Origin of the sequence: Sphingomonas agri (genome assembly GCF_038148795.1) — a bacterium.
Classification (GTDB): domain Bacteria; phylum Pseudomonadota; class Alphaproteobacteria; order Sphingomonadales; family Sphingomonadaceae; genus Sphingomicrobium; species Sphingomicrobium agri.
In genome coordinates this window covers 258652-271907 of record NZ_JBAPEU010000001.1, presented here as the reverse complement: position 1 = coordinate 271907, position 13256 = coordinate 258652, and the positions used below count along the sequence as shown (strand labels likewise).

The window sequence follows — 13256 nt, the reverse complement described above, 5'->3', positions numbered from 1 at the left end:
CGAATGCGAATTGGTTCAACCGACGGCGGCGAGCTTCTGCTCTTCTTGGCCCGGGATGGCGAGGCCCGCAATCATCTCGCGCAGTTCCTGGCGCGCCGTGATGTGGCCGATCCCGACATCTCCGATTTGCTGCAAATCGAGAAGGGTCAGGCCCTTGGGAAAGAGTTCGCGATAGATGACCCGCTCTCCAAGTCCCGGGATCACGCGATAGCCAACGCGTCGGGCAAGCTCGTCGAGCGCTGCGCCGACGCGCTTCAGATTGTGCGATTCGATATGCTGAAGACGGTTTCTCAACACCACCCAGTCGACGCTCTTGCCAGTGACCTTGGCGCGCTGCGTGCGGCTGTTCCAGATGAGTTCGGCGTAGAAGCTCGGCCGGGTAATCTTGTAATTTTCCGGATGCACCTGGCCGATAAGGTCGAGGTCGACGAAGCTGTCGTTCATCGGCGTCACCAGAGTATCGGCCTTGAGGATCGCGGCCCTCGCGACAGGGTCGTCGCGGCCCGGCGTGTCGATGACGATGACATCGGCCCTGGCAGCGAGCCTGGCAATCGCTTCGCCAAGGCCTTCCTCGGTCTGGTCCTCGAGCACCTCATATGCCGCTTGCGGCAATTCCTTTTCGAGACGCCTCATCGTCGCGTCGCGGTTCTCGAGATAGCGGGTCATGGTGCGCTGCCGGCTATCGAGGTCGAGCGCGCCGACGCGGTGCCCCGAGGCAGCGAGCGCAATTGCGGTGTGCACTGCCGTCGTGGACTTGCCGGTTCCGCCCTTTTCGTTGGCGAAGACGATGAAATGCGGCTGGCTCATGCTTGATCTTTCCCCCGGCGCGCGTGCAAGGCGCCGCCCCGGTAAAGATTAACTGAGGGCGCCGGGCGGCGCAAATCGTTCTTAACAGTGAAGATTTGGCACGAGGCGCGCGTTGAGGACCCGGTGGCCATGATGCCGACCATGGGTTCGCTCCCCGCGGGCGACGTAGCGCTGATCGCCGAGGCAAAAAAACGCGCAAGAGCCGCCTCGATCGTCGCGACTATTTCGCCCTCGTCGATCCGTCGACGTTCGAGCAAGTCACCGACACGCGCTCATTGCGCAGGCCGTAATCGGGACCACGCGCTTGATGGACGATCTACCAATTTGAGGTGGTTGAATCGCGTTAACCATTTTTTTGCGGTTCGGGGACGAACCTCATGTCCAACGAGGGACCTGAGGGGGACACAAAATGGGGGCGATTAGTCAAAAGAGCGCGGAATTCCTGCTTCGAAGCAGGCTCGCGGATGCAGAAGCCGGGGATGTCGATGCCTTGTTCGAGCTTGGCATCACCTTTTCGACGGGCCGCAGCGGGGTGGGAGTGGATCTCATCGAAGCGCACAAATGGTTCAACCTTTCAGCGCTTTCTGGCTGCACGCGGGGCCAGGAGTGCCGCGCCGAGATCGCGCTCGAGATGACGGCGCGCGAGATCGCCGAAGCCCAGCGCCAGGCGCGCGCGTGGCTCGCGGCGACCGGTTGCCAGCGCCGCGCTGCCTAAGTCGAGCGAACCAGAATTGTAACGGCCCGGCCGAGGCCCGGCCGTTCTTTGCCCCAGGTCGTTGTCGACACCTGCGCGGAGGGGACGCCGAGCAGAATGAGATAGTTCCGGGTCTCTTCGGCCCGTCGCGCGCCAACGGCCAGCGCATGGTCACGGGTATCACCGCTGTCTCCGTAGCCTTCGACCCGGACGACGATTTCGGGGTGGCGCCGAAGCCACGCCGCCTGCGCCACCAGCACGGTCCTTGCCGGAGGGCCGAGGATCGCGCTTCCTGCACCGAAATAGACGGTCGTACCCCCTGACTGGGCAGCGAATTCCGCACGAAGGGCATCGATGCCCTGAACCACGGGAGGGGGCGCGTTATGCGACCTGATCAGTGGAAACAGCTGCCCCGGGGCAGCGCTTGCGGCGCCTGCGAGGAGGGCGAACAAAAGCTGGTGCCTGCGCATCAGTCCATTACTCCCGACCAGTCGGGATCCGAGCCATCCTGCGGAATCGTGATCCGCCGCGGCGCCGAACCGTCGAGCGTCACCCGGTAGAGCCCCGATCGGCCTGCCGCATCGCTTCGCTGGAACAGGATTTCGCGGCTGCTCGCTGCCCAGCTCGGACCTTCGTCCCCGGGTCCAGTGGTCAAAACGGTCTCGCCCGTGCCATCCGGCTTGACGATGCCGATCCGCCGGCCGTCCTGGGCGCGCCGCGTGAACGCGATCCAGTTTCCATCCGGACTCCATTGGGGCGTGGCATACCAGCCGCCGCCGAAGCTGATCCGCCGCTCACCCGAGCCGTCGGCGTTCATCACGTACAGCTGCTGCGATCCGCCGCGGTCGCTTTCGAAGACGATCTTGCTTCCGTCCGGCGAAAAACTGGGATCGGTGTCGACCCCCGGGGCGGTGGTGAGGCGCTGCGGAAGGCCGCCAGTTGCGCCAACGACATAGATGTCGCTGTTGGAACCCAGCATCATCGAGAAGACGATCTTGCTGCCATCGGGCGAATAGCGCGGAGCGAAGCTCGTGGCCCCGTTCGCCAGCAAGGGCCGATCCTGGCCCGAGCCGACGTCAAGCGTGTGAATGCTTGGGTTTCCGCCTTCGAAGCTGACATAGGCAAGCTGCGATCCTTTGGGCGCAAGTCGCGGCGTCAGCACCATCCCCGTTCCGGGGGTCAGGTACTTGTGATTGTAGCCGTCGCTGTCCATCACGGCGATCCGTCGAACAAGGCCGTCGCCAGCACCGCTTTCGGCGACATAGGCGATGCGCGTGTCGAACATCCCGGGTGCGCCGGTGATGGCGGTATAGGCGAGACCCGAACATTTGTGTGCGGCGCGCCGCCAGTCGGTGGGGCCGATGACGAAACCCTTCCGCGCGAGTTCCCGGCCCTTGTCGAGATCATAGACGTAGCACCCGACGGTAAGCCGACCGTCCGAGCGCGACTGGACGAAGCCCATGACGAGCGCCTTGGCTCCGGCCGAGCGCCACTTGGAGAAGGTCGGGGCGGTTACCTCGGGGTAGGAATAATAATCGTCCCGGTTGGGCGGGAGCGGCATGACCTCGGCGGTCTGCTGGAGGTCTGTGGCGATCAGCTGGGTGACGTTCCAGCCGACAGCGAGCATCTGGTTGCCGCGCGTGCCGCTATCCGGGCTCGTCAATGGCGGGATTGCAATGACCGTCGCAGTCGGCGTGCCGGGCTGCTGCGCATTGGCCTCACCTGCAAAGGCAAGCAGCAATAAGGAAAGGAAATACCGCTTCATCGCTATGTCGTGATTGCCTTGAACTGTTCGACCCATTCGTTCGGCTGCCGCCGCGGCCGTCCTGCAGCGTCGAGGAAAGCCGCAGTGACCTTGGCGCTGGTCAGCAGTTCCGGCCCGCGCATGACTCGCTGCTGAATATGAACCGAGGATGCGCGGACCTGATCGACCTTGCTGATGACCTGCAGGTCTTCGCCGAGCCGTGCCGGCCGGTGATACTTGATGTCGACTTCGACCACTGCATAGGCGCTGCCCGATCGGCCGAGTTCGGCGCCCTGGTCGACGCCGACCGCGCGGATCATGTCCGAGCGCGCGCGCTCCATGAATTTCAAATAATTGGCGTAATAAACGATGCCATAAGCGTCGGTGTCCTCGAAATAGACCGTCAGCGCGAACCGGTGCTCGTTGCCGACGAAGCCTCCGCGATACGGCGTGTCGAGGGAATTGGGGCGCATGTCAGGGGAGGCCTTAGCGAGCCGCGACTCTTTCCCGCAACCCCGCTTGACGAGCGTGTAACGCTAAGGTTACATGTCACCTACAAGTTACACGAGCGGAGGGTTGGGTTCGATGCACGATGTTCATGACGTCGAAGAGGCCGAGCGTATGGGACGCGCGCGTTCGCGCATCTTCTTTGTTCTGGCGATTGTCTTCTTCAGCGGGCAGAGCCTCTATTTCGCAAGCTCCCCGGCAACGCGCGATTCCCATGCGCGCGTCGGTGCCTGGCTCATCCTCGTTATCCTCATCCTGATGCTGCTTGCGACCGGAGGGTTCCTGCTGCGGGGAAGGAGGGTGCGCGATCTGCTGAACGATGAGACATCCAGGCTGAACAGGCTCGCGTCCCAGGCCCTGGGATTCTGGGTGACAATCATCACCGCCCTCGCGCTCTACGTCGAATCGATCTTCGACCCTCTTACCTTCAACGAGGGCGTCCACATTCTCGTGACCTTGGGGGTCGGATCGGCCCTGATCAGCTTTGCGGTGCGCGAGCGGCGGGCCCACGGGCTTGGCTGAGCGGCTCGCGAACTCGCTTCGCGCGGAGCGCGATGCGCGCGGCTGGACGCAGGCCGATCTGGCCGCGCGGGTCGGCGTCAGCCGAAAGACCATCAACACCATCGAAAACGGGATCTTTGTTCCCTCAACGCTCACCGCGCTCAAGATCGCGGAGGCGCTTGAGACGCCCGTCGACAAGCTCTTCAGGATTATCGAGGACTGATTTCGCCCACTTCGCGGACGAGGTCGCCCAGAGCTTCGTTCATGTCGGCGAGGTGCATGCCCCATCCTGGAATGAACATGCCCATGATCGCGACCTCGCCGCCGATCCGGTCGGTCCGCGCGTCCCTCGGATCAGCGTTGGTGCGGATCCACAGGTAACCGCGTTGCCCCTCATTGACGCACCTTGCCGAAACGAGACCTTCGGTCCTGAGATACGGCGTCGGCGGAGGGCCCTGCGTAGACCACACGATTGGCCCGCCGGCGACGGGATAGGTAGACCGAGCGTACCAATAGCTGTCGAGCGGCACCCAGCCTGCCGAGCCCGGCCTGGCGGGGTTCACACAGGCGACCGTCATGCCCGCCTGATCCGCAACTCCGAACATTGCGCCGTCCGGAGGGACATTCTTTTCGCGGAAGCTCGTCCAGCTGATCACGCAGTGATTTTCGCCCGGACGGCTGCAGAGCGGCGTCTTCTTGAACGTGCCGCCGACGAGCTTCCCCTGGGGCACCAGAAGGTTGAATCCTGGAATGATCGCCAGCTGCATCCGGGCGGCGAGTGCCGGGTTGGTTTCAATTTCGCGCGCAATGAGCTGCTGGAGAAGAGCACTCCCCTGGCTGTGCCCGACAAGAACGAAGGGGCGTCCCTTGCTTCGGGTCGCGAGATAATTGTGCCAGGCGGCCGCGACATCGCCATAGGCAAGGGCAGCTGCCCGACTGATATCGGCTCCGGTCGACATGGCGACGATCGCACCGACGGTCATCTGTCGGTAGATGGGCGCAAACGGCCGGCACACGCCGGCGAAACGTGCAAATTGCACCTCCGCAGCGTCTTTTTCGTCCGGACCAGCATTGAGATCGCTGTTGAGGCCCTGGTCCCGCGAAACCGTCGGATAGACGTAAAAGCAGTCGATCGGCGGGTTCTTCGCGACGCTGCTCCTGCCGGTTGAGCCGTAACCGTTGGGATTAAGGGCGGTCGTTGCGAGGGGTGTCGAACAGGTGTCGAGCCGGCCCGGAAGGCATAGCCAGGTCGAATCCTTCGCATAGTCGGGCGCCTGGGGAATGTTGGGCTGTGCTTGAGCGGGAGCCGGGGCTGCGAGCAAGGCAGCCGCGGCAAGAATGATATGACGCATTATTCGGATGCAGCTCCCTGGTCGAACAAACCGCCCTGTCCTCCCTTGGGTGCAGGCAGTCCCAGATGAGCATAGCCGCGCCCGTTGAGGCAGCGTCCTCGTGCCGTCCGGGCGATGAGGCCAAGCTGAATAAGATAGGGTTCGATAACGTCCTCGAGCGTGTCGCGAGGCTCCGACAGGCCCGCTGCCAGCGTTTCCACCCCGACCGGCCCGCCGCCGTAGAGGTCCGCGATCATCGTGAGGTAGCGGCGATCCATCGCGTCCAGCCCGAGAGCATCGATCTCGAGCCTCGAGAGAGCCTTGTCGGCCAGGTCCTTATCGATCGTCTCCGACCCCGCCGCATGCGCAAAATCCCGCACCCGGCGAAGCAGGCGGCCGGCGATGCGCGGCGTCCCCCGCGACCGCCGTGCAATCTCCTGGGCGCCGTCGCCGCTGAGGCCTGCGCCCAGCAGACGGGCGGCCCGGCGCACCACCTGTTCCAGTTCCTCGACCGTGTAGAAGTTCAACCGCACGGGAATGCCGAACCGGTCGCGAAGCGGCGTCGTCAGCAAGCCCTGGCGCGTCGTTGCGCCGATGAGGGTGAAACGCGGCAGTTCGATGCGAACCGAACGGGCCGAGGGGCCCTCGCCGATCATCAGGTCGAGCGCGCGGTCCTCCATCGCGGGATAGAGGACTTCCTCGACCGCGGGATTGAGCCGGTGAATCTCGTCGATGAAAAGGACATCGCCGTCCTCGAGGTTGGTGAGCAGCGCCGCGAGGTCGCCCGACTTTGCAATGACGGGGCCTGATGTCGCGCGAAATCCCACGCCCATCTCGCGTGCGAGGATGCCGGCGAGCGTCGTCTTGCCAAGTCCCGGCGGGCCATGGAGGAGGACATGGTCGAGCGCTTCGCCGCGGCTCCTGGCGGCGGCGACGAATACACGCAGGTTCTCCCGCGCCGCCTGCTGGCCAATGAACTCGTCGAGGCTCTTGGGCCGCAACGCCGCATCGGCGTCTTCGGCCGTCCTTTCGGGCGTCGTGATGCGGGCGGGGTCAGTGGCCATGGCTCATTCGTCGGCGCGAGCGTAGCGAAGCAATCCAGCCGCCGCCACTGCATTGCCGCGGCAGCGCGGTTTCGAACCGGGCGACCCTGTTCGCCGCAGGTCTGGTTCGTCATCAGCAGCCGCTGAAGAAGAGCAATTTGCCGACCTTGAGCGCGCTGCTAACCAATGGCGGCGAGGGAGGCGATTGGGATGCACATCGATCGGCGAACCATGTTGGGAGGCATGGCCGCGACGGCGCTCGCTGGCAGTGCGATGGCCCGAACTGCTGCGTCGCGCTCCTGGTACGGAAGCTCCACCATCATCGATGGCCTGGGTGGCATCAGCGACCCCTACGGGGCTGGAGGCGAGCTTCGCCTGACCGATCGCGCCTGGGCGGAGATTCGATCCACGGGAATAACGGCCGTAAGGGATACCCTGCTCCCGGTCGGCAATCATGCCGACGCCTGGGAAGAATTCACCAGGAACCTTGCCAAGTATCACAATCAGCTGCTGGCGAATCCCGATCGGCTGAAGCTCGTCACCCAGACGTCGGACGTCATGGACTGCAAGCGAGAGGCGAAGCTCGGAATCATCCTTGGTACGCAGGACACGGCCATGGTGGGGCCAGCACTCGACCGTCTCGCCGAAATGAAGAAAGGCGGAATCCGCTGCGTCCAGCTCACCTACAATCTTGCGAACCTCAGCGGCGATGGATCGATTGAACCCCGCAATTCGGGCCTCAGCAGCCTTGGCCGGGACACTATCCGGCGGATCGAATCCCAGAAGCTTCTGCTCGACCTCTCGCACGGAGGTGCGCGCACGATCGGGCAGGCGATCGACTTCGCCGAGCGGCCGCTGACCATCAGCCATACAGGCGCGCGCGCGATCACCGACCATCCGCGCAACGTCTCCGACGAGGCAATCCGCGCCGTTGCTGCCAAGGGCGGTGTCGTCGGTGTCTATTTCATGCCGTATCTCGCAGCCGACATGCATGCGAGCGGATCCATGCTTCTTGATCATATCGATCACGTCGCGAAGGTCGCGGGCGAGGACCACGTCTCGATCGGCACCGATGGCGGCGTGCTGCCGGTCATCCTCGACGCCAAGGCCATCGACGATGCCCGCAAGGATTATGAGCAGCGTCACGCCGCCGGGATTGCGGCGCCCGGAGAAGGTCCCGACGTCTTTCCGCTGGTTCGCGATTATAATTCGATCGACAAACTCGAGCGGCTCGGGAACGACCTCGCCAGGCGCGGCTGGACGACGCGGCGCGTCGAGAAGCTGCTCGGACAGAACCTGCTTCGTCTCTACAGTGATGTCTGGGGCTAGCCGCAGCGCAAGGGGCGCAACCGGTCCAGCGTCTCGCTACTTGGCTGCCTTCTTGAGTGCCATGCGGACAAGCGCATCGAGGCTGGCTCCAACGCCGAGCTCGTCCTGGGCGGCATTGACCGCCGCGCTTGCTTCGGCCGGCCTGAAACCAAGATTGGCAAGCGCCGAGAGAGCGTCGGCCGCAGCCCCTCCCCGCGGCGGCGGCGCGACACCGCCTGCACCGATGACGCCCAGTTTTCCCTGCAGCTCGTTGGCGATGCGGGCCGCAAGCTTGGGTCCAACGCCGTTTGCGCGGCCGATCATGCCCTTGTCGTCATTGGCAACCGCGCGGGCAAGTTCGTCAGGGGAGAGAACGGAGAGAATTGCCAGTGCTAGCCGCCCGCCGACGCCCTGGATCGAGGTCAAGGCGCGGAACGACTCGCGCTCGGCGGCAGAGCCGAAGCCGAAAAGGGTCCACGCGTCCTCGCGAACCTGGAGCTCGGTCAGAAGAAGCACCTCTGCGCCAACTGCGCCAAGGCTGTCGAGGGTCTTCGAGCTGAGGTGCACGAGATAGCCGACGCCGGCGACGTCGATCACCGCGCTGTCGCTAGCGGTTTCAGCAAGGATTCCCGAAAGACGAGCAATCATCGGCAGTAAGGCTTAGGCGATGCGCCGCGCCGTCGCCAGATGATGGGCGTGGGTAATCGCGACGGCGAGAGCGTCGGCGGCATCGGTGCCGGCGATGGTGATGCCGGGAAGCAGCCGGGACACCATTGCGTGGACCTGTGCCTTCTCGGCGCCGCCGGTCCCGACGACCGCTTTCTTGACGAGGCTCGGCGGATATTCGCCGATCTCCAATCCTGCTCGTGCAGCGCACATGAGGACTACGCCGCGTGCCTGCCCGAGCTTCAGCGTGGACTGGGGGTTTCGGTTCACGAAGACTTCCTCGACGGCTGCTGCTGCCGGGGCCTGGTCGGCAATCAGCGCCTCGAGATGGTTTGCAAGCGCCGCGAGCCGGACCGCGAGCGGTTCGTTGCTGTCGGTGCTGATCTGGCCGTTTGCGACATGGACGAGGCGATTGCCCTGCGCTTCGATGAGACCCCAGCCAGTGGTGCCAAGGCCTGGATCGAGGCCGAGAATCCTCAGACGAGACGCTCCAGTTCGTCTTCCGGCACGTCGTAGTTGCCCCAGACGGTCTGGACGTCGTCATCTTCTTCCAGCGCGTCGATAAGCTTCATCAGCTGCTGCGCATCGTCCCCGCGGACCTCCACCTCGGTCGAAGGCCGCCACGCGAGCTTTGCTCCCTCGCCTTCGCCGAGCATCGGTTCGAGAGCGCGCGAGACTTCGTGCAGACTTTCGATGCTGGTCCAGATGCGATGGCCGTCTTCGTCGCTTTCGACGTCTTCCGCCCCGGCTTCGATCGCCGCTTCCAGCACCTTGTCGGCGTCGCCGGCACTGGCCGGATATTCGATCAGTCCGAGCCTCGAGAAGCCGTGGCTGACGCTGCCGCCCGCGCCAAGGTTGCCTCCGTTCTTGGAGAAGATGGTCCGGACGTTGGTCGCGGTCCGGTTGCGATTGTCGCTCAAGGCCTCGACGATGATCGCGACGCCGCCGGGACCGAAGCCTTCGTAGCGGATTTCCTCGTAATTATCGGCGTCCGAGCCAGCCGCCTTGTCGATCGATCGCTGGATGTTGTCCTTGGGCATCGACTGCGCCCGGGCGGCGATGATTGCGGCACGGAGCCGTGCGTTTGCGTCCGGATCGGGAAGGCCCATCTTGGCTGCGACGGTGATCTCGCGGCTGAGCTTGGAGAAGAGGGCAGAGCGCTTCTTATCCTGCGCTCCCTTGCGGTACATGATGTTCTTGAACTTGCTATGGCCGGCCATGGCGGAACCCTTATTCCAATCCAAGCGCCTGGCGATAGGTCTCCAGAAGCGCATCGGCTTCCTGACGGGCGTGGGTCTCCATCTTTCTCAGGCGGACGATCGCGCGCATGGTTTTGGTGTCATAGCCGTTGGCCTTGGCCTCGGCATAGACGTCGCGAATATCGTCCGCGATTCCCTTCTTCTCTTCCTCGAGTCGCTCGATCCGCTCGATGAACAGCCGCAGCTGGTCGGCCGCGACGGTGCCCTCCGCCATCTTCATTACTCCACTGATTTGAATGGTTGCGCCGGGCTGTAGCGGGTTGAACCGTCATATCAAGCGGCTAAGGCCTAGGCCCCGATCAAGGACACGTGCCAGTGACCGAAACTCTCGCGCCTCGCGCGCGCAAGGTAAAGATACTCGCGACGCTCGGCCCAGCGTCGAGTGATGCCAAGACGATCCGCAAGCTCATGCTCGTCGGCGCGGATGCCTTCCGCATCAACATGAGCCACGGCGATCAGAAGCAGAAAGCCAAGCTCGTGAGCGCGATCAGGGCGCTCGAAAAGGAATTCCACCGGCCCACGACGATCCTCTTCGACCTTCAGGGCCCAAAGTTGCGCGTCGGCCATTTCGAAGGGGGCCGAACCCTGCTCGAAAAGGGCAAGAGATTCATCTTCGACCGGAGCGACGAGGCAGGGAACAGCGGCAGGGTGCAGCTGCCCCACGCGGAATTGTTCGAATCTGTCCGGCCCGGCACGAATATCCTGATCGACGACGGCAAGGTGCGTCTCAACGTTCTCGAGGCGGACGACGGGCAGATCGTCAGTGAGGTCAAGGTCGGCGGGACGGTATCGGACAACAAGGGCGTCAACGTCCCGGACATGGTCATCCCGATCCCGGCGCTGACTGACAAGGATCGCGACGACCTGCAATTCGCCCTCGAGCAGCGGGCCGACTGGATCGCCTTGTCCTTTGTCCAGCGGCCCGAGGACGTCGCCGAGGCGCGGACGCTCATCGGTGACCGCGCTGCGCTCCTTGCCAAGATCGAGAAGCCCGCGGCGATCGATCGGCTGAACGACATCATCGCGCTTGCCGATGCGGTGATGGTCGCGCGCGGCGACCTTGGCGTCGAGCTGCCCCCCGAACAGGTTCCACCCCTCCAGAACAAGATCGTCGCGTGCGCGCGGCAGTTTGGAAAGCCGGTGGTCGTCGCGACGCAGATGCTCGAATCGATGGTAACCTCGCCGACACCGACCCGCGCCGAGGTCAGCGACGTTGCAACGGCCATCTACGACGGCGCGGACGCCGTGATGCTGTCGGCCGAGAGCGCGACCGGCCAATATCCGTGCGAATCCGTCGCCATGATGGACCGTATTGCAACGAGCGCCGAACGCGATCCCTCTTATCAGGCGCGAGTGCATTTCACCCAGACGCGGCTCGAGCCCACGACTGCCGACGCGCTGGCCGGCTCGGCGCGGCAAATCGCCCAGACGGTCTCGGCGACGGCGATGGTCTGCTACACCAGTTCGGGCGCGACAGCGCGCCGGATTGCGCGTGAGAGACCGCCGGTGCCGCTGCTCGCAATGAGCCCGTCGCAGCACACGGCGCGCAGGATGGGCCTGTTGTGGGGTGTGCACGCGATTCATTCGCGCGACGTGGGAAGTTTCGAGGAAATGGTCGAAAAGGGCAAACGCATGGCTCTTCGGCACCAGATTGCGAAGGGCGGCGACCGGATCGTCCTGATGGCCGGCATCCCCTTTGGCACGGCCGGCTCCACGAACGTCCTGCACGTCGTCCGCCTGATCGGGGACGAGCTCGAACGCTATCACAAGAATTCAGCGGGGCAGTAGCGCGGGGATCTCCCCGGCGATCTGCCGGGCGAGGAAGCCGATCGGACCGACTTTCCTCTCGAGCGCCGCGCCCGCCTCGCCGTGCAGCCAGACCGCCCAAAGGAGTGCGCAAAGCGGGTCGGCCCCGCGTGCGAGCAGCCCTCCCACAATGCCAGCGAGCACGTCGCCACTGCCGGATACGCCGAGCCCGGGAGAGCCCCCCTTGTAGCACCAGGCATCGCCGGCGGGAGTGACGACATGGCTGTCGACACCTTTCACCAGGACGACCGACCGATAGAGTTTGGCGGCGCGCGCGCCACAGCCCAGGGGGTCCTTGTCGATTTCTTTCTCATCGCAGCCGAGGAGGGAGGCAAGCTCGCCCGAATGTGGCAGGAGTACCGGCAGGCTAGGCCGCTGCGTGACCGGCGCTCGAAGCGCGTGAAGCAGTGCTGCATCGAGCGCGATGGCGCTGTTTGCCTCCAGAAGTGCGGCCGCGATCTCCGCACAAGCTGGGCCCTCCGCCATACCGGGGCCGGCGACCACCGCGTCGACCGTTGCTGCCTGCTCTCCAAGCGGTCTTGAAGCGGCGACTGCAAAGCCGCCCCTGGCGTCCTCCGCCATACCGGTCACCATCGCCTCGGGCATGGCGAGACCAGTCTGGAGCGCGGCGCTCTCGATGGTGGCAATCCGCAGCTTGCCCGCGCCTGCCCGCATGGCCGCAGTTGCACAGAGCAACGCGGCGCCCGGCACCTGCCTGCTGCCGGCAATGATGAGGATGCGCCCCTTGGTTTCCTTGTCGCCGTCGATGACGGGCGGCAGCGGATGTTTCTGAAGAGCCGCGCTATCCAGCGCTACCGGCCTCACCTCGTGCCTGCCATGGCATCCGGCGCGGACGTCTTTGGCGCCCCTTCTGCCTCGAGTGGAGCACCGTAATTCCAGATCTCGAGTGCAGGAACGCACGAACCCCTGGCATCGGGCTGAAATTCGTAGACCGCGATGCCGCAATTGAGGACCTCGGCCTGCTTGTCGATGGAGAGGATCGTCTCCTCGTCGAGTTCTTCGAGGATATAACGAAAGCAGAGCACCACCACCTGGTGACACACGATCAGCACCCGCTTGTCGCAATAGTGAAGGTTGATGGTGTTGAGCATGGACCGCAGCCGCAGGATCACGTCGGCCCAGCTCTCGCCGCCGGGCGGGCGGTGATAGAATTTCCCAAGCCGTCGGCGATGAGCTGCTTCCTCCGGGAATCGTTCGCGGATTCCGATCGCGGTCAGCCGGTCGAAAATCCCGAACTCGCGCTCGCGCAGGCGCTCGTCGACGATCGTCCGCGTCGCACCGCCGGCAAGGGCGCCCTCCCTGCAGATGATCTCGGCCGTCTGCTTTGCGCGGACATAGGGCGAGGAGAGAATGATCTCCGGTCTCTCCTCGCGCGGGAGAGCCGCGAACCAGCGCCCCGTTGCTTCTGCCTGGCTGGTGCCAAGGGCGGAAAGAGGCACGTCGACATCCCGCAGGTCGATGTCGATTTCGTGCGCGCCGGATTCGTCAGCAGCGTCGCGCGCGACATTACCCTGGCTCTGCCCGTGCCGGACGAGCCACAGCCTTTCAGGCCAGTTCTGACGCATCAGC

General features: G+C 64.4%; 17 protein-coding genes. 5 read left to right on the top strand and 12 right to left on the bottom strand.

Annotation, left to right across the window (positions count from 1 at the left end; all coding sequences use genetic code 11):
• Nucleotides 1-15: 15 nt before the first annotated feature.
• Nucleotides 16-807 carry a division plane positioning ATPase MipZ gene (locus V8192_RS01400; protein WP_341631274.1) on the bottom strand — a complete coding sequence of 264 codons (792 nt, stop codon included), beginning with the start codon at nucleotides 805-807 and terminating at the stop codon, nucleotides 16-18.
• 409 nt (nucleotides 808-1216) lie between these two features.
• Between V8192_RS01400 and V8192_RS01395 the strand changes: the two genes are divergently transcribed.
• Nucleotides 1217-1522 (top strand): SEL1-like repeat protein, encoded by a 306-nt coding sequence (locus V8192_RS01395; RefSeq protein ID WP_341631273.1) that lies wholly within the window; start codon nucleotides 1217-1219, stop codon nucleotides 1520-1522.
• Here the strand turns inward: V8192_RS01395 and V8192_RS01390 are convergent.
• From V8192_RS01390 to V8192_RS01380, 3 genes are read right to left on the bottom strand one after another with little or no spacing between them, the layout of a single operon-like run.
• A complete protein-coding gene (locus tag V8192_RS01390) occupies nucleotides 1519-1971 on the bottom strand; it encodes an OmpA family protein (RefSeq protein WP_341631272.1) in 453 nt (150 codons plus the stop codon). The genes V8192_RS01395 and V8192_RS01390 overlap by 4 nt on opposite strands.
• Nucleotides 1971-3266 carry a Tol-Pal system beta propeller repeat protein TolB gene (gene tolB, locus V8192_RS01385; protein WP_341631271.1) on the bottom strand — a complete coding sequence of 432 codons (1296 nt, stop codon included), beginning with the start codon at nucleotides 3264-3266 and terminating at the stop codon, nucleotides 1971-1973. The genes V8192_RS01390 and tolB overlap by 1 nt, the downstream gene beginning before the upstream one ends.
• Nucleotides 3267-3268: 2 nt before the next feature.
• Entirely contained in the window at nucleotides 3269-3718 is a 450-nt protein-coding gene (locus V8192_RS01380) for a YbgC/FadM family acyl-CoA thioesterase (RefSeq protein ID WP_341631270.1), read from the bottom strand.
• Between the two features lie 112 nt (nucleotides 3719-3830).
• Here V8192_RS01380 and V8192_RS01375 point away from each other — a divergent pair, with 112 nt between their 5' ends.
• The gene (locus V8192_RS01375; RefSeq protein WP_341631269.1) at nucleotides 3831-4274 is read left to right on the top strand and encodes a hypothetical protein; all 444 of its coding nucleotides are present in this window, start codon (nucleotides 3831-3833) and stop codon (nucleotides 4272-4274) included.
• Entirely contained in the window at nucleotides 4267-4476 is a 210-nt protein-coding gene (locus tag V8192_RS01370) for a helix-turn-helix transcriptional regulator (protein ID WP_341631268.1), read from the top strand. Before V8192_RS01375 ends, V8192_RS01370 begins: the two co-directional genes overlap by 8 nt.
• Here the strand turns inward: V8192_RS01370 and V8192_RS01365 are convergent.
• Both V8192_RS01365 and ruvB read right to left on the bottom strand, forming a co-directional pair.
• Nucleotides 4463-5605 carry a DUF3089 domain-containing protein gene (locus V8192_RS01365; protein ID WP_341631267.1) on the bottom strand — a complete coding sequence of 381 codons (1143 nt, stop codon included), beginning with the start codon at nucleotides 5603-5605 and terminating at the stop codon, nucleotides 4463-4465. The genes V8192_RS01370 and V8192_RS01365 overlap by 14 nt on opposite strands.
• On the bottom strand, nucleotides 5605-6648 hold the full coding sequence (gene ruvB / locus V8192_RS01360; RefSeq protein WP_341631266.1) for a Holliday junction branch migration DNA helicase RuvB: 1044 nt from the start codon (nucleotides 6646-6648) through the stop codon (nucleotides 5605-5607). Before ruvB ends, V8192_RS01365 begins: the two co-directional genes overlap by 1 nt.
• A gap of 189 nt (nucleotides 6649-6837) precedes the next feature.
• On the opposite strand from ruvB, the gene V8192_RS01355 reads away from it, so the two are divergent.
• On the top strand, nucleotides 6838-7956 hold the full coding sequence (locus V8192_RS01355) for a dipeptidase (protein WP_341631265.1): 1119 nt from the start codon (nucleotides 6838-6840) through the stop codon (nucleotides 7954-7956).
• Between the two features lie 36 nt (nucleotides 7957-7992).
• Here V8192_RS01355 and ruvA read toward each other — a convergent pair whose 3' ends face one another.
• From ruvA to V8192_RS01335, 4 genes are read right to left on the bottom strand one after another with little or no spacing between them, the layout of a single operon-like run.
• Nucleotides 7993-8583 (bottom strand): Holliday junction branch migration protein RuvA, encoded by a 591-nt coding sequence (ruvA, locus tag V8192_RS01350; protein WP_341631264.1) that lies wholly within the window; start codon nucleotides 8581-8583, stop codon nucleotides 7993-7995.
• A gap of 12 nt (nucleotides 8584-8595) precedes the next feature.
• The gene (ruvC, locus tag V8192_RS01345) at nucleotides 8596-9081 is read right to left on the bottom strand and encodes a crossover junction endodeoxyribonuclease RuvC (protein WP_341632278.1); all 486 of its coding nucleotides are present in this window, start codon (nucleotides 9079-9081) and stop codon (nucleotides 8596-8598) included.
• Nucleotides 9078-9821, bottom strand: a complete 744-nt coding sequence (locus tag V8192_RS01340) for a YebC/PmpR family DNA-binding transcriptional regulator (protein WP_341631263.1) — start codon at nucleotides 9819-9821, stop codon at nucleotides 9078-9080. Before V8192_RS01340 ends, ruvC begins: the two co-directional genes overlap by 4 nt.
• A gap of 10 nt (nucleotides 9822-9831) precedes the next feature.
• Nucleotides 9832-10074 carry a DUF2312 domain-containing protein gene (locus V8192_RS01335; RefSeq protein WP_341631262.1) on the bottom strand — a complete coding sequence of 81 codons (243 nt, stop codon included), beginning with the start codon at nucleotides 10072-10074 and terminating at the stop codon, nucleotides 9832-9834.
• A gap of 101 nt (nucleotides 10075-10175) precedes the next feature.
• Here V8192_RS01335 and pyk point away from each other — a divergent pair, with 101 nt between their 5' ends.
• Nucleotides 10176-11648 carry a pyruvate kinase gene (gene pyk, locus V8192_RS01330; protein WP_341631261.1) on the top strand — a complete coding sequence of 491 codons (1473 nt, stop codon included), beginning with the start codon at nucleotides 10176-10178 and terminating at the stop codon, nucleotides 11646-11648.
• Here pyk and V8192_RS01325 read toward each other — a convergent pair.
• Entirely contained in the window at nucleotides 11634-12491 is an 858-nt protein-coding gene (locus V8192_RS01325) for an NAD(P)H-hydrate dehydratase (RefSeq protein ID WP_341631260.1), read from the bottom strand. The genes pyk and V8192_RS01325 overlap by 15 nt on opposite strands.
• Nucleotides 12488-13252 carry a histidine phosphatase family protein gene (locus V8192_RS01320; RefSeq protein WP_341631259.1) on the bottom strand — a complete coding sequence of 255 codons (765 nt, stop codon included), beginning with the start codon at nucleotides 13250-13252 and terminating at the stop codon, nucleotides 12488-12490. Before V8192_RS01320 ends, V8192_RS01325 begins: the two co-directional genes overlap by 4 nt.
• Between the last annotated feature and the right edge of the window lie 4 nt (nucleotides 13253-13256).